Below are 17,019 nucleotides of genomic sequence, written 5' to 3'. Positions count from 1 at the left end.
GTCAGTGCAGGACCTGCACGCCCTCGGACAGCACCACCTCGGTGCCCTGTTCCTCGTCGGCACCCTGGCTGGAGACCTTGTCGAAGAGGATCTTGACGGTCTGCAGGCCGATCTTGAGGTCCAGCATCGGCGAGTAGGTCTTGATGTAGAGCAGGTCGAAGTTCAGCTTGGACTGGAAGTCACTGGCGTACTTGCCGTAGACCTGCGCATAGCCGGTGACACCGGCGCGCACATTGTGGCGCAGCGGGTAGTGCGGGTTGATCTTCGTGAACTGCTCGACGAAGAAGGGCCGCTCGGGGCGGGGCCCGATCAGGCTCATGTCGCCGCGCAGCACATTGATCAGCTGGGGCAGCTCGTCGATGCGCATGCTGCGCAGGTGCTTGCCCAGACCGGTGACGCGGGCGTCATTGCTGGTGGCCAGCATGGGCCCGGACTTCGCCTCCGCATTGGCAGCCATGGAACGGAACTTGAGGATCTCGAACTCGCGGTTGTCCTTGGTGACGCGCACCTGCTTGTAGAAGACCGGCCCCTTCGATGTCGCCTTCACCAGCACGGCGGTGACCAGCATGATCGGGCTCACCAGGACCAGGCCCACGAGGGCGGCCAGGAAGTCGCCGCTGCGCTTGAGCAGGTCGTGCTCACCCGGGATCTTGAAGGGGCTCACCAGCACGATGGACTCGTCCTCGATGCTCATGATGTTGGGGTTGATCATCAGCAGGCGCTGGAAGTCGGCGGTGAGGAAGATCTCCTTGTTGTGCTCCAGCAGCAGGTCGTAGATCCGCCCGCGGGTGGCCTCGTCGATGCGGTCGCTGACGTGGACCGAGTCCACCTCGTCGAGGTGGGCCAGTACGTGCTCCAGGTGGTTTCCGTCGACCACGTGGGTGAGCTGGTGGCGCGGGCTGCGGTTGCTCAGGAAATTGCGCACGGCGCGCGAGTCGTGGTCGGGCACGGTGAGCACCATGACGCGGGTGTTGCCGCGTACGCGACGGTAGACGCCGTAGACCACGACCCTGACCAAGGAGAGCGCGACGGTGCTGACCAGCAGGTTGATCAGGATCACGCCGCGGGGGAAGGCGAACCAGTTGCCCGCGAAGGTGGCGGCGGCGATGATGCCGGTGACGATGATCTGGTCGATCAGCGTGATGATCACCAGGTCGAGCCGGGTCTTGTTGTACAGGACGTAGATGCCGGAGAAGGCGCTCACCACGACGAAACCGAGCAGGGCCCACACCAGGGTGGAGCTGATTGCCGCCATGTTTCGGGCGGGAAAGACCCCGCCGAAGCGCAGCCAGACCGACAGGAAGAGCGATGCGGTGAAGACCGCCATGTCGGCGACCACCATCAGCAGCTTCTCGGCCTTGGCGAAGTTGTCCTTGCGGGCCACGTACATCCCTTCCGTGCGCCACCTGCCGGGCTCAGGACTCCCGGTCTGGCGGAATTGCGCCAAGTCTAGTGCTGCTCACCACTGTGGGGTCGTGGCGACAGCTCGGCGATGGTGCGCGCGACGCTCTGCGCCGCTCGGCGCTGGTCGAAGTGCTCAGCCGCATGGCTGCGGCAACGTTCTGCCAGGTCGCGGCGGGCGTCCTCATCGAGCTCCAGGACTCCGAGCATGGCGCGACGGGCGCCGTCGACTCCATGGCTCTCGACGAAGCCGAGTCCCTCGGCGCGCAACGTGGCGGCCAGGTCGCCGTCGGAGACGTAGACGGGGATGGAGCCGCAGGACATCGCGGCCAGGGTCTTGACGGGCCAGGCGTCCTCGTAGCCCGCGATGGGGCGCATGGAGACGAGGGCTCCGAGGCTGCCACGGTAGAGCTGGGCGACCTCGGTTGGGGGGACAGGCTCCAGGTAGGTGATGCGGCCAGGATTGGCCCGGGCCGCCTCCTCCATCTGCTGGGACTCTGCTCCGGAGCCGACGAAGACCAGGCCGAACTCGTGCCCCTCGGCCCACAGCTGCTCGGCGGCCTCGATGAAGACATGGGCGCCGTGGACCAACCCCATGGTGCCGGCGTAGACGAAATAGGGCTCGGGCAGCTGGGTGCCGGTGAAGCCCTCACCCTCGGGGGAGTAGATGCGCAGGTCGGTGCCATTGCGCACCAGCTGGACGCACCGGCTGCTGCGGCGGGCACGCTGCTCGAGCGCCGGGGTGCTGGCGACGGTGAGCCTGGCCAGGCGTGAGGCCATCGACTCCAGTCGGGCGAACAGGCGACCGGCCCACCTCCAGGCTGCCGAGTCGCGCGAGGCGGCGACCGAGGCCCAGGAGTCGCAGTAGTAGAAGACGCCGACGGCGCGCCCGATCCGTGCGCCCACCATGGCGGCCGCGGCCACATAGGGCGGCGGGTCGCTGACGACGACGCGGTGACGGCCGGAGGAGGCCTCGGCCAGGGCACGGGCGGCGAGCACCGAGGTGCGCAGGATCCGTGATCCGGGCATCCAGTCGGCGCCGGTGCCCACCACCTGCTCGCCGGTGGGGCCGGTGTGGTGCCCGATGGCGGACGAGGTGAGCACCGTGACCTGGTGGCCCTGCTCCACGAGGGCCTCGGTGAGCAGCTGCAGACGCGTGGCGGCGGCCCCCACGGCGGGGTGGTAGTTGTGCGCCACCAGCAGACAGCTGTCGGGCTGGTGCCGGGGGGAAGATGTGCGCATCTGCGGCCTTTCGTCGCTGACCTCGCTGGCGGTGCCGCGGGGGCCCGCCCAGTCTAGTCGTAGCCTCCCCCTCGACGGTCGGCGCCGGGCGGGGCCTGCGGACTGGGCATCACCGGCAGCCTTGCCCGTAGGAGGTGCACCATTGGGCACACCCCACCGAAAACCATTGAAAGAAATGGGGCAATTGTCCAAAAAAACGGCGGCCCATTTGGATTGGTGGAAATGGTGTCAGCCCAAAAGACCGGGTGGAAGCTGAGGGATGTCTGCAGGATCTCCATGGGATTCTTCTTCTGACAAGGAGCTTCGCCACGGGGCGTGTCTCCTTGCAGGCGGCGTGCCTGAATATTGGCTGAAGCCCCTTGGGGCCTGTGCGGAGCTTCGGCATCGTGGCAACGGGGAAGTTCGTGATTGCCGTCGCCAAACACGATCGGAAAAGCTTTGATGCCGCCACAGGGCGGTTAATCTTGAGAACGTGGGGGACGCGAACCAGTCGGGTCTGGATCGGCTCCCAAGTCACAAGACGGGAACACCTTGAGCTCACTTCTCCACGGGTCGGTTGCACCGAGCGTGCTGCCGATCGTCCCCCTCTGGTCGAGAGGGTGTGGACGCAGGGGGGAAGGCTTCGGGGTCAGCCAGTTCTTGCAGGTGGACCGGCTCGCTGCTGACTGGCAGATTTCTCCACGAGGAAAGAAGAGTACGGCGCATCGCCTTGGTCTGTGGGCGTATGCGGGGATCGGGCGCGTGCCCGGAAGGGGGGTCGGCGGATGAGTGCTCGCCCAGCCCCTGTGCGCTCCCGGACCTCCCGCCTGCGCGGGTTGCCCCTGGGGGCCCGGCTCCTCAGCACCCTGGGCATCATCCTACTGCCGCTGCTGCTGGCCGCCGGCTGCCTGTGGGTCACCTCCGGTTCCCAGGGCCGCCTCACCCAGGCCGAGGCGGCCATCGTCAACCTCGACGAGGGGGCCGTGGTCGACGGCAAGCCCGTGCGGCTCGGCCAGGACTATGCCCTGGAGCTGAAGAACCAGCAGGGCCCCAATTTCACCTGGCGCTACGGCATCTCGGCCAGCGAGGCCCGGAACGGCCTGGCCTCGGGACGCTATGCCGCGGCCGTGGTGATCCCTGACGGCTTCTCCCGGGTGCTCACCGGCACCAGCAAGGGCAGCAGCGCCGAACGGGCCACCCTGGTCGTCGAACGCTCGCCCGTCTCCGGCGTGAGCGACCAGCTGGTCTTCCAGCACCTGTCCAATGCCGCCAGCGGTGCGATCTCCAGTTCGGTGACGCGCACCTACCTCGACCAGATCATGGTGACCACCACCTCGGTCGGCGAGAAGCTCGGCCGCACCGCCACCGTCGCCCAGGAGGCTCGCGCCGCCGCCGACGCCCTTCAGGGACGCGCCGAGGAAGTCTCGGACGACTCCGCGCAGATGGCCGGTCGGGCCGGCCGGGCCGGCAAGGAGGCCTCCACCACCGCCGAGACGGCCCAGCAGGCCGCCCAGGGTGCCCGCGAACTGGGCCAGCAGGGCCAGGCCGCGCGGATCGGCGGACAGTCGGCCGAGGCTGCCCAGAAGGAACAGTCCGCGGCGCTGGAGCAGGCCTCCGGCGCGGCCCGCGACGTGTCGGCCTCCGTCGATGCGGCCCGCGAGGACTCCGACCAGGCCGCCAAGGACGCCACCGCCGCTCGGGAGCGCGGCGCGCAGACCGCCGAACGGGCCGACGAGGTCGCCAAGGCGGCGAAGGCGAACCGTGAGGCCGCGCGTCAGTACACGGGCGCCGTGGGCGAGGCCGTCGAGGAGCAGGCCAGGCTGCAGGAGCAGCTCGGCACCATCCAGAAGTCCCTGGAGAGCTACGTCGCCAATGTGCAGACCGTGACCAAGGCGGTCCAGCAGGTTCGCACCACCACTGTCGAGGGCCAGGGCGCCACCGTCGAGGGCGAGGCCTCCGAGGTCGTCGATCGTGAGGTCGCACCCCGCCAGGCCACCACCCGTCAGCTGGTCGACCTGCCGCTGCCGGCCGTGCTGGCGCCCGAGGTGGCCGAGCGGATGCGTGCCCAGGGCGCCGTGACGCAGCCTGCGGCCATTCCTGCCGTGCCGCTGATCCCTGCCGTGCCGGCCCAGCCCGCCGCGGATGCGCCTGGGGTGCCTGCCCAGCCCGCCGCGGATGCGCCTGGGGTGCCTGCCCAGCCGGCGGTCCCCGCCCAGCCCGCATCCACACAGCCCGCATCCACACAGCCCTCGGCCGAAGCGACCGGGGAGCAAGCCGAGGCGAGCGGTGGGCAGCAGGATTCCCAGCCGGTGCCCAGCGCTGTCTCCTCCCGTCAGGCAGCCGCCTCGCGCGGTGGGGCGCGGGCCATCATCGCCGCCGCCCCGCAGCGCGTCATGCCCGCCGCGGACCCCACCGTCAGCGCCGAGCGCGACCGCATCGCCGCCGAGCTGCGCACCGCAGCCGACCGCCTGCAGGGCCAGCAGCAGACCCTGGCCGCCCTGCAGGACCAGGCCACCAGCACCAGCCAGGCCGCGATGCAGGTGCAGTCGAGCTTCGCCAGCCTGGTGGCCAACCTGCCGACCAACCCGATCAGCCTCAACAATGGCCTCGGCAATGCCCCCGCGGCCTGCGACCAGGGCACTCCCGACGAGATCCGCGCCTGCAAGCAGGGCTACGCCGCCGGCTACAACGCCGCCGTCGACGAGGTGAATGCCGCGCTCGCCGCCCAAGGAGTCTCCGGCCGGATCGACGCCCTGGTCTCCGACGCGAACCAGACCCTCGCCAGTGCCCGGGAACTGCAGCAGACCAACAGCCAGACCGTCGCCACGCTGAGGGCGCTGGCCGACCGAGTGGCCGCGCTCGAGACCGACCCGCAGCCCCAGCCCCAGGCGACCGCGACCGAGACCGTGACGATCCCCGGGCCCACCGTGACCGTCACCGCGGATCCGGCGCCGCAGCCCACCGCCACCGTCACCGTGACGGTGACCGCCACGCCCAGTCCACAGCCCGAGCCCAGTCCACAGCCCGAGTCCAGTCCACAGCCCGAGTCCAGTCCGACGCCCGAACCGAGCGACGTGCCCAGCCCGACCACTGGGCCGACCGCTGAGCCGAGCCCGAGCGTCCCGGCCGTCCTCGAGCAGGAGACCGTCACCCAGGCCGTCGAGGCCCTCGAGGAGCAGAGCAGCACCGTCCAGGCCCAGGTGGGCCAGCTCGACGAGCGGCTGCAGACCAGCCGGGCCAAGCTCAGCTCGCTGGCGACCGGCTCCGACGCGGCCACCACCCTGACCACCGGTGCCGAGCAGATGAGCAGCGTCGCCGACGGCCAGGCCGAGGTCGTCGCCGCCCTGCAGGAGAGCCTGGGCAGCCTCAGCAAGGGCATGGCCAGCCTCGGGGAGACGATGGGCGGGCTCGACACCCAGGCCGCCACCCTCGACGAGCAGACCACTGCTGTCAGCGACAATGCGAGCCGTCTGGCCGAGCAGACCACCCAGCTCAACGCCACCCTGGAGTCCTTGGTCGACTCCGCCACCAGCACGGCCAGCACCGTCGAGCAGGCCGCCACCCGCACCGAGGCGTTGCAGCAGCAGATCTCCGGCCTGCAGCAGTCCAGCGGCGTCGTCAACACCGGAACCGCCCAGGTGGCCGAGGGCGCCCGGGCCCAGCTCGAGCGCAGCACCGTCGTCGCCCAACGCGTGACCGAGGCGCAGGACGAGGTGCCCACCTATGACGACAGCGAACGACAGAAGCTCTCCGAGGTGGTCAGCCAGCCCATCGACACCACCCAGGCCAACGCGTTCCGCAATGTCGGCTGGGTGAGCATGCTCCTGCTGCTCTCGCTGTGGGCCGGGGCGATGGGCCTGCACAGCACCTTCACGCCGGTCAGCCGCCGGGCCGTCGGTTCCACCGACAGCTGGTGGCGCACCCTGTTCGACGAGATGGCCCCCGCCGCCGCCCTGGCCACCGTGCAGGGGCTGGCGATGGGTGCCGTGGCCGCCGCCACCCTCGACCTGTCCGCCGGACGGAACCTGGCCATCACCGGAGCCCTGGTACTCAGCGCCCTCACCTTCGCCGCCGTGAACCACAGCCTGGTCGCCTTCCTGCGCGGCTTCGGCCGCCTGGTGGCCGCAGCCCTCGCCCTGGTGGCCGGTGCCAGCCTGCTCACCAGCGGCTACCCGGCAGGACTTGCGATCCTGCGGCAGGTCTCGCCGGTGACCCCGGCCGTCGACTGGGTGCGCTCCCTGATGACCGGTGCCGACGTCCCGGGCCCCAGCCTGATGCTGCTGCTCGCCTGGCTGCTGGGCGGGGTGCTGTTCAGCGTGCTGGCCATCCTGCGGGCCCGCCAGCCCGAGGTGGTCCGGGTGCCGACGGTCCACGACCAGGACCCCGCCACCGGTCAGTGATCCATTGCACGACGCAGCAGGCCCGCCCGGAAGATTCCGGGCGGGCCTGCTGCATGTCAGCTTCGGGTGTGACGAGCGCGCCTCAGCCGACGATGCGGTCCACCGTCGCCGTCGTGGCACGCACCTGCACCGGAACCTCGTCGCCGATCGCCACCGCACCGCATCCGGGCAGCAGCACCAGCGAGCTCTGCATGTGCGGGGGCTCGACGAAGAAACGCTTCTTGCCCGCGACCGTGTAGGGGCTCAGGGCCAGGCCCATCGCGTCCATGCCGCCGGTCACCGCCGTGATGGCGCGCTGGCGCAGGCTCGAGGCGGCGCTGGGTGCCTCCAGGGCGATGCCATTGGCGGTGCCGCCGCTGAGCACCACCACCCAGCCGTCAACCGGCATCCGCCGCTGCCAGTAGCCGATCCGCTCACCGCGCGAGACCGGGTGCATGTCGAGCACGCGCGCCGTCACACGCGTGGCTCCGGGCGCCCCGAGCCACAGCTTGGTGCCCACGCGCAGGTGGGTCCCGACGCCGACCTCGCCGGACAGGGTGGCGTACTCGTCGTTCGACAGGTGCGAGAGCCACAGCGGTGCCCGGCGGGCCGCCAGCGCCGCCGCGGCCAGGGCCCGTGCCTCGCCCAGGCGGTCCTCGGCCACCATCGGCAGGTGAATGGTCCAGCCCTCCAGCCGCAGCTCGCCCAGGGCGTCGACGGCGCGGGCCAGCTCGTCGACGGCCAGCCCGTGACGGCGCATCGAGGTGCGCATCTCCAGGATGACCCGCGCCTGCGGGGCAGCCTGCTTCGCCGCGGCCAGGTCGTCCAGGCGTGCGATGGTGCTGACCACGTGCTCGTCGTGCAGCACCTCGGTGCCGTCGGCCGGGCTCCACGGGGTCAGGACGACCACGTCGCCGGCCCAGCCAGCCTCGCGCACCGTGCGGACCTCGCCCTGGATGCCGACGGCCAGCACGTCGCTGCCCAGCTCGGCCGCCTCCCGGGCCAGGCGCTCCAGCCCGAAGCCGTAGCCATTGCCCTTGGCCACCGGCACCAGGCCGGGGGTCTTCTCGGCGACGCCGCGCAGGTGGCTGCGCCAGGCCTCGGTGTCGATGTGCAGGGTGAGGCTCACTTCACCGCCCCCTTCGCGCTGCCGACGAACTTCTTGAGCGGGCCGAGGAAGCGCTTCGGGTTCCGCGTGAGCGCCTTGGCCCGGGCCATGTGACGGCTGCGGTTCATGTACAGGTCGAAGGCCGCATAGAGCGGCTTGTTGATCGCCAGGTCCCACTCGCCCAGGTAGGCGACGGCGCGGCCGCCGGTGCCCACCTTGAACTGGATCAGTCCGATCTCGGGATCGTCGGCGCCGACGCCCTGGACGATGCCGCGCAGGTCGTAGACCGCAGCCCCGGCCTCCAGCGAGTCCTGGATCATCTGCCACTGAATGGCATTGGAACCGCGCACCTCGCGCTTCTCGTTGGCCGAGGCGCCATAGGAGTACCAGGTGTGCAGGCCCACCTGGATCCAGGTCGTGGCCGCCACCACGTCGCCCTCGTGCCTGGCCAGGTAGACGCGCATCCGGTCGTGCTGATGGGGCTGCTCCACAATCGCGCCCTTGGGCTCGCCGTTCAGCGCATCCCACATGGTCTCGAAGTAGGACAGCGGGCGGCCGGTGAAACCGTCGCGCTCGGCGGTGACCAGGTAGACCTCGTGGAAGGCGGCCAAGTCCTCGCGGCCGCCGCGCACCACGTCGACGCCCGCCTTGGCGGCCCTCTTGATGTTGCGGCGCCACTGCTGGTTCATGCCCGTCAGCACCTCGTCAGTGCTCTTCTGGCTGCCGTCCTCGTGGATGAGCACCAGTTGGAAGTTGAACTGGGGCTGCCCGGCGGCGAAGCCCTCGCCGTCCTCGGGCGTGCGCCAGCCCATTCGGCGCAACCGGGCGGCCAGGGCGGCGTGGGCCGGGTCGGAGAAGTCCGGGGTCACCTGCGAGAGGCTGGTCACCTTCTCGTCGGCGATGGCCTCCTTGATGGTGCCGGCCTCCCAGACGCGCTCGATGACGGTGGGGCCGATCCGCAGACCGAAGGCACCCTTGCGCTTCGCGTGCTGGGCCAGCGCCTGCAGGATCTCCTCGATGTCGTCGCGCCTCCAGTCCACCACTGGCCCCTCGGGCAGGTAGGCCAGGGTGCGGCCGATCTTCGGCATGCTGCGGTAGAGGGCCAGGGCGGTGCCGACGAGCTCGCTGCCGTCGAAGATGCCCAAGGACTCGTGCGCCCACTCGGGCTTCACCTGGGCCCAGGCGGGCAGCTGCAGGAAGCTCACGACCTGACGGTTGCCGTCCGACGGGGCCTGGGGTGCGCCGAAGGAGAGGTCGGCGGCTCTGGACTCGACGAAGGCCAGGTGCTGCTCGCTGGTGATCTGTCGCACGGTGATGGTCACCCCCCGAGGCTACCGGACGGGCCTTGGGCGGGTCCTGAGCGCGGCCGGGTCGGGCCGATCCCCGGGGGGGTCTCCACAAACCACGGCGTGAGCTGCGCTGACTGCAGCATCTGCACTGAGCCCTGCTCTGGATGTGGTTTGTGGACGCCGGTGCCGGTAACCACACCTCGGGAAGGCAGACGGCCCCCGCCGGGACTCCGGTGGGGGCCGTCTGGGCGCCCTTCGACGGGCTCGAGGAAGGGGGTTCTCAGGCGTCCTCGGAATTGCTGGTGATGCCGGGCGCGCCGTCGTGGACTTGTTCTTCACCAGTCCGGAGGCTCGGGAGCGTCCTGTGGATGAAGGATCCTCAATGTCAGTTGCGGGTGTCATCATGACGGCATGCCGAATCCGCTGGAGAAGGACACGTGCCGCGAGATCATCATTCCCGCACTGAAGCGGGCTGGGTGGCGCGAAGACCAGATCATTTCGGAGTTCCCTGTAGAGGCTCGCAGGGTGCTGACGACCGGTGGGGTTGAGCGTGAGCTGGGTGACGGCCGCGTGGACTATGTCCTCGAGATCGTCCCGGGACTGCCGGTGGCCGTGGTGGAGGCCAAGCGCTACTACCGCGAGGCGCGCGAGGGCCAGGGGCAGGCGCTGCGCTATGCGCAGCAGCTGGACACTCCGCTCGCCTACACCAGCAATGGGCGCTCTACCGTCGAGATGAATCTGGAAACCGGCGAAGAGCGTGACGTGGAGGGGTTTCGTACCCCTGCGGAGGCTTTGGCGGACTACCTCGCCTGGGCGGGGCTCGACGAGGAACAGGTGCTGATGCTGCAGCAGCCGTTCAACCGGAACAAGCGCACGGCTGCGGGTGTCGTGGTGCGGCCCCGCTGGTACCAGCAGGTGGCGGTCAACCGGGTGCTCACCAGGCTGGCACAGGGAGACAAACGTCTGCTCCTGCTCATGGCCACGGGTACCGGAAAAACCTTCACGGCCATGCAGATCGTGCAGAAGCTTCGTTCCTGGAATCGGCTCGCCAACCCGCGGGGCAACTATCGGGTGCTCTACCTCGCCGATCGGGATGCCCTGGTCGAACAGCCGATCCGCAAGGATTTCGGGACGGCATTCGGTCGGGATCCCATTCATCGCGTGGGGGCTGGGAATCCCGGCACATCACGCGACATCATCTTCGCCACCTACCAGTCGCTGGCCTCGGGCGGCGACGTCGACGACCTCTTCCGCAGCTATCCATCGGACTTCTTCGACCTGGTGATCGTCGACGAGTGCCACCGGGGTTCGGCGGACGAGGCGTCGTCCTGGCGTCGCATCCTCGAGCACTTCTCTTCGGCTGCGCAGCTGGGACTCACCGCCACTCCCAAGCAGGACGAGACGATTGACACCTATCGGTATTTCGGGGAGCCGGTCTTCTCCTACTCGCTGAGACAGGGCATCCAGGACGGCTACCTCGCGCCGTACAGGGTGCGGCGCGTGGTGCTCAGTCCGGATGCAGAGGGTTGGGAACCCGATCCCGACGAGGTGGACGTCAGTGGGCAGGTCATCGAGCCCGGTGTGTACGGGACGCGCGACTTCGAGCGCACCGTGCGCCTGCTGGCCCGGACTCGTCTTGCGGCGCAGTACGTGATGGGTCGTCTGCGTGAGCGGCGCGGGCGTGCGATCATCTTCTGCTACGACATGGAGCATGCGGAGCGAATGCGCCGCGACCTGGTGGCCCTGGCTCCGGACTGGACGCGGGAGGACCCGGAGTGGGTGGTGCGCATCACGGCCGACCAGGAGGATCGCAAGCGCCTGATCGACGACTTGAGCGACCCGGAGCGGGACAGTCCGCTGGTGGCGACCACCTCGCGGCTCCTGGCGACGGGCATCGACGTGGAGGACCTTCGCTATGTGGTCATCGTGCGTCCGGTGGGATCGGCCGTCGAGTTCAAGCAGATCGTGGGACGCGGCACGCGTCTGTATCCCGACAAGGTCAAGACGCACTTCGAGATCATTGACTTCGTCGGCGCCAGTGCCCATTTCCAGGATCCCGACTTCGATGGCTATCCGGAGCACACCACGGTCGAGACCGTGGATGGTGACGGATGCGTCATCGATGTCGCCGCAGATCCGGGTGACGATCCGACTGGTGTCGGTGAGCCGGTGCCGCCGTTCACGGTGGATGACCCCTCGGGGGTCACCTCGGGACAGGACGGTCCGTCTGGGGACGGAATGTCGGCTGGCCACGACGGTGTGTCTGCGCGGACGAGGTATGTCGTGGAGGACGGTGACTTCGAGATCCTGGCGGAGACCTTGCAGGTGCCTGACACCTCGACGGGTCAGTTGCGCCTGACCAGCTTTGGCAGCCATGTGGCCCACCAGGTGCAGCGGCTGGCCTCGTCACCGTCCGAGCTGGCGCAGTTGTGGGCGTCTCCGCGTGAGCGTGAACGTGCTGTGGCGGTCCTGCGCGAGGGCGGTCTCGAGGTGGACCAGTTGGCCGGCCCGTCCGGTGGTGATGTCGATCTCTTCGACCTCTTGGTGCACCTCGCCTGGAACCAGCCGACACGGACGAGGGCAGAGCGTGCTCGTCAGGTCCGCAAGCGTCATCACGAGGAGATCGAGCGGCAGACCGAGGCGGCACGCAATGTCTTTGAGGCACTGCTGACTCGCTATGAGCAGTCGGGCATCGACGAGGTGACCTCTCCGGAGGTGCTGAACCTTCCGCCCCTCTCGCAGATGGGTTCTCGCCGGCAGGTGATTGCGGCCTTCGGTGGAGGAGAGGGATGGCGGAATGCCATCTCCGAGCTCCAGAGGTGGATCTACTCCACGGAAACTGCATCTTGATGTGCTGACATCTCGTAAAACTAAAGTATTGATGTAGTTATTCTTCTAGTAAACTGGGGTCATGCCTGGAGACCGACAAGACATGCGACGTGCGCTGCACGGGGTCGCGTTCGCGCAGGCGGGTTACTTCACGGCCGCACAGGCGCGAAAGGTCGGCTACAGCTACCAGGCGCAGAAGTACCACGTGGACCACGGCAATTGGCTTCGGGTCGATCGCGGACTCTTCCGGCTGCCAGCGTGGCCGGCCGCGCCCGAAGACGTCTATGCGCGCTGGGTGGCGTGGAGCGGGGGCCGGGGCGTCATCTCCCATGACAGCGCCCTGGCCGTCCACGGTCTGTCCGACATCAATCCCGCGAAAGTCCATCTGAGCGTCCCGCCGGGCTTCCGAGCCAAGGACGAGGTGGTCCTCACCCATCGAGCAGACCTGGCGGCTTCCGACATCGAGCAACGGCAGGGATTCGCCGTCACCACCGTGGAGCGCACACTGCTCGACGTGGCCGGTGCTGCGCAGTCACAGGAGGTCGTCGATGCGGCGGTGGCCGAGGCCGTGGCGCGTGGTCTCACGACGCCGCGTCGCCTGCGACGCCAGGCTGCGGACGCGCCCGCGGTGGCTGCGCTGGGTGTCGAGCGTGCACTGGGGGCCCTGGGATGAGCCCGCAGCAGTCGAACCGGCTCAAGTCGATCTCGGCCCGGATCGTCAATGTGGCCCAGGAGCAGGGGCATGACCCCAACCGCGTCCGCCGTCAGCTGGCCTTCCAGCGGCTGATCGCCCGTTTCGCCGGGGCCGGATGGGTCCTGAAGGGCGGCTACTGCCTTGAGCTGCGCCTGGGCAACCAGGCGAGGACCACGAAGGACATGGATCTCGTCCGTCGGGAGGCCGTCCACTCTGCCGACGCCCTGTTGGACGAGTTGGATGGCCTCTTGGCTGGCGCGGACGACGATGACGGCTTCACCTTCGATCCCGTCACCGCGGTGGCGATGCGGGCGCCAGGCGATCCGCACACGGCATGGCGGGTGTCGATGGACGTCCGGGTCGATGGGCACCCGTTCAGCAGCCTGAAGCTGGACATCGTCAGCCAGTTCGACGAGGTGGCCGACGCCGTGGAGCCTCTCGAGGTGCCGCCCCCGGTGCCGGCGCTGGGGCCTGGGCCGGTGTCCATCCTGGCCGTCGACGTCCACCAGCATGCGGCGGAGAAGTTCCATGCCATGTCCCGCGTCTATTCCGGTGACCGGCCCTCCTCGCGGGTGAAGGACCTTGTGGATCTGGCCTTGCTGTTCGATGCCGGCCTCCTCACCGATTTGTCGGCGCTGCGCTCCCGGATCCTGCGCGTCCACGAGCTGCGTGATGGCGCTTCACCGCCTGATGAACTCCCCACTCCTCCTCGGGACTGGGATGCGCGCTACGAGCACCTCATCGGTGGGCTTGACCTGTCCCTGACCACTTGCGATGCGGCCTTTGCCCGTGTCCACGACCTCTATCGCGCGGCACTCGTCGCGCAGAACTGAAAGGCACTTCCCCGTGGCAAGAACTGGTTCCACCAAGCCGCAGACCAACCGGGCGCGGCTGCAGGCGATCATCAAGGAGTCCCGGCAGATCATGCGCAAGGACGCGGGTCTGAACGGCGAGCTGGACCGGCTGCCGCAGCTGGCCTGGTTGCTCTTCCTTCGCGCCTTCGACGAGGTGGAGGCCGAGCGCGCCGACCTCAAGGCGGGTTACGTCGCCGCCATCCAGAAGCCCTATCGCTGGCAGGACTGGGCGATTGGGGAGAAGCGGGCCACGGGTGACGCACTGTTGGAGTTCGTCAACGGTGACCTGATCCCACACCTGAAGAAGCTCAAGGGCACGGGCGACCCGGGCGATCCCCGGGACACGCTGGCGGCGATCTTCGCCCACGTCGGCAACCGGATGCTCAGCGGCTACCTGCTGCGCGAACTCGTCGACCAGGTGTCGAAGATCGACTTTGCCAATGCCGACGACGTGCACACCATGGCGCACCTGTACGAGTCGATGCTCAAGGAGATGCGTGACGCCGCCGGTGATTCGGGCGAGTTCTACACGCCCCGTCCGCTGGTGCGCTTCATCACACAGATGGTCGACCCCCAGTTGGGGGAGGAGGTGATGGACCCGGCGATGGGTACCGGCGGCTTCCTGGTGGAGGCCTTCGAGCACATGATTGCCCAGGCGACGACGGGAAGGCAGCGGGAGCAGGTGAAGGGTTCGCTGCGCGGGACGGAGAAGAAGTCGCTGCCCTTCCTGCTGGCGCAGATGAACTTCCTGCTGCACGAGATCAACCAGCCGCGCCTGGTGCAGACGAATGCGCTGGCCAACACAGTGGGCGACATGCGCCGTGACGGGGTGGATGTCATCCTCACCAACCCGCCCTTCGGCGGCGAGGAGGAGAAGGGCATCCAGGAGAACTTCAAGCCGAAGACGGCCGAGACGGTGTGGCTCTTCCTCCAGGCTGTGATGGCGCGGCTGGAGAAGAGGAAGGGGCGCTGCGGCATCGTGGTGCCGAACTCGGTGCTCTTCGACCAGGGCATCGGCGGCGAGGTGAAGAAGCAGCTGATGAGCCGCTTCAACCTGCACACCGTGCTGCGCCTGCCCAACGGCGTCTTCGCGCCGTACACGGTGATTCCGTCCAATGTGCTCTTCTTCGACTTCGGCCCCCAGCAGGACGAGGTGTGGTTCTACGAGCACCCCATGCCTGAGGGGCGCAAGCAGTACACCAAGACCAGGCCGATGACCTTCGAGGAGCTGGAGCCGATCGCCCAGTGGTGGGGTGGCCGCGAGCGAGTCGGACGTGAGACGAATGAGCGCGCCTGGTCGGTGCCCGCTGCTGAGATCATTGCCAACGGCTACAACCTCGACCTGCACAATCCGAACAAGCCCGACGAGCTGGCACACCGGCCCCCGGCCGAGCTCGTGGCCGAGTTGATCGAGACCGAGACCGAGCTGCTGGGGCTGCTGCGCCAGTTGGAGGACGAGATCAAGGGGTTTGAGCTGTGACCCCGGTACGGGTGGTGCACTTGAAGTCCGTGACGAGCCCTCGTGCTACACGCACGGTTCTGGAACCGGACACCACATACCCCATCGCTGGCGTGCTCGGCTTTGGACGAGGTTTGCTTCTTCGGGATCCCATCAAGGGAAGTGCCACCAAGTACGAGCGGATGACCCAGCTTCACGAGGGTGACATCGTCTACAGCAAGGTCAAGGCCTTCGAAGGCGCCGTGACTGTTGTGGACGAGGGTGGGGCTGAGCGATTCGTGTCGCCGGAGTTCCCTGTTTTCGAGGTGGACCCCGACGTTGAGGGTGCATACCTCCGACACTATCTGGCCAGTGATCGATTCAATGCTCAGCTGCGCGCGCTCTCACGTGGAGTGGGGGCACGTCGAGAGAGGGTGCATCCAACGGCGTTTTCGTCCATCGAGCTCCCCCTGCCCGACCTTCCGGAACAGCGCCGGATCGCCGCCCATCTGGATTCGGTTGGAGTTAGTGTGCGACGGGTTGTTGATGGCATCGCTCGTCGCCAGCAACTGAGGGGTGCTCTCGGAAGAGGCATTTGGCAATTCGGGCAGTTCGAGGAACGCCGGATGCGCGACTTGGTCGAACTTGATCGCGAACCCATCGAGCCCGACGAATCCGAGAAGTACATCGCTATCGGAGTCCGCGGCTTTGGGCGAGGAATGATCGAGTATCCGGCAGTGCCGCCAAGCGGTCTGAGTAAGCTTCGTTACTTCTCGCTGGCACCGGATCGCTTGGTTCTGAGCAATATCAAGGCGTGGGAGGGGGCGGTGACAATCACCTCGTCCAGCGAGAATGGGCGGATTGCGTCCAATCGGTTCCTGCAATACCAAGCCGTCAGCGATGTCGAGATTGAGTACCTGCAGCGATGGCTCCTTTCGCCAGCGGGCCTTCGAGCTCTGGGGCAGGCTTCCCCGGGGTCCGCAGACCGCAACCGCACGCTTTCAATGGCCGCCTTCGAGGACATCGTCGTCCGTGTTCCTGACAAGGAACATCGGTCGCGTCTGGTGCGAACGCTCTCTCTCGTCGAGGACGGGCGGACTGATGCGAGGCAGGAACAGGTGGCAACGGCCCTGATGGAAGCCGCACGAAATCGGGTCTTCAACCAGCTGCGCTGACGCTGCGCCAGTCGTCGGCGGTCACCACGACGTGGTCGAGGAAACGCACGCCCACCTGCTGCGCGGCGGCTCGCACGCGGCGGGTGGTCTCGACGTCCTTCACGCTGGGTGTCGGGTCGCCGCCGGGGTGGTTGTGGGCCAGGCCCATGGCCACCCCGTCGTGACGCAGCGTCAGGGCCAGGGCCTCACGCACCGGCAGGTCGCTGCTGGTCGCGCCACCCGTGGCGAGCGGCAGCACCTGCCGGACCCGGTTCGCCCCGTCGAGGACGATCAGCAGCACCTGCTCGCTGCGCGAGCGTCCGATCCGTGGCTGCGCCAGGGCAGCCAGATCGGCCGATGACCGCATCACCGGCCGTTCGGGGGCGCCGACCCGGTCGGCAAGCGCGAAGGCCGCGACCACGCGGGCCGCTTTTGCCTGCCCCACCCCGGGGATGCGCGCCAGCTCGTCGACCCCGGCCCTGGACAGCCCGCCGACACCACCGAAGTGGCCCAGCAGTTCCCGCGCCAGGGTAAGGACGTGCTGCCCCTGCCGTCCGGTTCCCAGGTGGATCGCGACCAACTCAGCGTCGGACAGGGCGCCTGACCCCAGCGACAGCAAGCGCTCACGCGGCATGTCCTGGGAGGTGCTCAT

Annotated in this window: 11 protein-coding genes; 6 read left to right on the top strand and 5 right to left on the bottom strand. The window is 68.3% G+C overall.

What is annotated here, in order from left to right; translation table 11 throughout:
* Window position 1: 1 nt before the first annotated feature.
* Both ACYVKA_RS05160 and ACYVKA_RS05155 read right to left on the bottom strand, forming a co-directional pair.
* Complete coding sequence (locus ACYVKA_RS05160) at window positions 2–1,390, bottom strand: sugar transferase (protein ID WP_460703536.1); 1,389 nt, start codon at window positions 1,388–1,390, stop codon at window positions 2–4.
* A gap of 59 nt (window positions 1,391–1,449) precedes the next feature.
* On the bottom strand, window positions 1,450–2,643 hold the full coding sequence (locus tag ACYVKA_RS05155) for a glycosyltransferase (RefSeq protein WP_460703534.1): 1,194 nt from the start codon (window positions 2,641–2,643) through the stop codon (window positions 1,450–1,452).
* Window positions 2,644–3,407: 764 nt separating this feature from the next.
* On the opposite strand from ACYVKA_RS05155, the gene ACYVKA_RS05150 reads away from it, so the two are divergent.
* Complete coding sequence (locus ACYVKA_RS05150; protein ID WP_460703532.1) at window positions 3,408–7,022, top strand: hypothetical protein; 3,615 nt, start codon at window positions 3,408–3,410, stop codon at window positions 7,020–7,022.
* Between the two features lie 82 nt (window positions 7,023–7,104).
* Here ACYVKA_RS05150 and ACYVKA_RS05145 read toward each other — a convergent pair whose 3' ends face one another.
* Together ACYVKA_RS05145 and ACYVKA_RS05140 are read right to left on the bottom strand one after the other, a co-directional pair.
* Window positions 7,105–8,130, bottom strand: a complete 1,026-nt coding sequence (locus ACYVKA_RS05145) for an alanine racemase (RefSeq protein ID WP_460703530.1) — start codon at window positions 8,128–8,130, stop codon at window positions 7,105–7,107.
* Window positions 8,127–9,431, bottom strand: coding sequence for a lipid II:glycine glycyltransferase FemX (locus ACYVKA_RS05140; protein WP_460703528.1), 1,305 nt, complete (start codon window positions 9,429–9,431; stop codon window positions 8,127–8,129). The genes ACYVKA_RS05145 and ACYVKA_RS05140 overlap by 4 nt, the downstream gene beginning before the upstream one ends.
* A gap of 378 nt (window positions 9,432–9,809) precedes the next feature.
* Between ACYVKA_RS05140 and hsdR the strand changes: the two genes are divergently transcribed.
* The 5 genes from hsdR (at window position 9,810) to ACYVKA_RS05115 (ending at window position 16,388) form a co-directional block, all read left to right on the top strand.
* Window positions 9,810–12,248 carry an EcoAI/FtnUII family type I restriction enzme subunit R gene (hsdR, locus tag ACYVKA_RS05135; RefSeq protein WP_460703526.1) on the top strand — a complete coding sequence of 813 codons (2,439 nt, stop codon included), beginning with the start codon at window positions 9,810–9,812 and terminating at the stop codon, window positions 12,246–12,248.
* A gap of 61 nt (window positions 12,249–12,309) precedes the next feature.
* The gene (locus ACYVKA_RS05130) at window positions 12,310–12,900 is read left to right on the top strand and encodes a type IV toxin-antitoxin system AbiEi family antitoxin domain-containing protein (protein WP_460703524.1); all 591 of its coding nucleotides are present in this window, start codon (window positions 12,310–12,312) and stop codon (window positions 12,898–12,900) included.
* Window positions 12,901–12,950: 50 nt separating this feature from the next.
* Window positions 12,951–13,754 carry a nucleotidyl transferase AbiEii/AbiGii toxin family protein gene (locus ACYVKA_RS05125; protein WP_460703522.1) on the top strand — a complete coding sequence of 268 codons (804 nt, stop codon included), beginning with the start codon at window positions 12,951–12,953 and terminating at the stop codon, window positions 13,752–13,754.
* 13 nt (window positions 13,755–13,767) lie between these two features.
* Window positions 13,768–15,255, top strand: a complete 1,488-nt coding sequence (locus tag ACYVKA_RS05120; protein WP_460703520.1) for a class I SAM-dependent DNA methyltransferase — start codon at window positions 13,768–13,770, stop codon at window positions 15,253–15,255.
* The gene (locus tag ACYVKA_RS05115; protein WP_460703518.1) at window positions 15,252–16,388 is read left to right on the top strand and encodes a restriction endonuclease subunit S; all 1,137 of its coding nucleotides are present in this window, start codon (window positions 15,252–15,254) and stop codon (window positions 16,386–16,388) included. The genes ACYVKA_RS05120 and ACYVKA_RS05115 overlap by 4 nt, the downstream gene beginning before the upstream one ends.
* Here the strand turns inward: ACYVKA_RS05115 and ACYVKA_RS05110 are convergent.
* Window positions 16,372–17,019, bottom strand: a complete 648-nt coding sequence (locus tag ACYVKA_RS05110; RefSeq protein ID WP_460703516.1) for a JAB domain-containing protein — start codon at window positions 17,017–17,019, stop codon at window positions 16,372–16,374. The genes ACYVKA_RS05115 and ACYVKA_RS05110 overlap by 17 nt on opposite strands.

This window comes from Luteococcus sediminum, assembly GCF_054783495.1.
The sequence above is the reverse complement of the archived record's forward strand: the minus strand, read 5'-3'. Positions and strand labels throughout refer to the sequence as shown.

What these genes read in the sequence shown, in the direction of transcription:
- ACYVKA_RS05160 (WP_460703536.1), bottom strand. Translation starts at nt 1,390, where the DNA reads ATGTACGTGGCCCGCAAGGACAACTTCGCCAAGGCCGAGAAGCTGCTG.
- ACYVKA_RS05155 (WP_460703534.1), bottom strand. Translation starts at nt 2,643, where the DNA reads ATGCGCACATCTTCCCCCCGGCACCAGCCCGACAGCTGTCTGCTGGTG.
- ACYVKA_RS05150 (WP_460703532.1), top strand. Translation starts at nt 3,408, where the DNA reads ATGAGTGCTCGCCCAGCCCCTGTGCGCTCCCGGACCTCCCGCCTGCGC.
- hsdR (WP_460703526.1), top strand. Translation starts at nt 9,810, where the DNA reads ATGCCGAATCCGCTGGAGAAGGACACGTGCCGCGAGATCATCATTCCC.
- ACYVKA_RS05130 (WP_460703524.1), top strand. Translation starts at nt 12,310, where the DNA reads ATGCCTGGAGACCGACAAGACATGCGACGTGCGCTGCACGGGGTCGCG.
- ACYVKA_RS05110 (WP_460703516.1), bottom strand. Translation starts at nt 17,019, where the DNA reads ATGAGCACCTCCCAGGACATGCCGCGTGAGCGCTTGCTGTCGCTGGGG.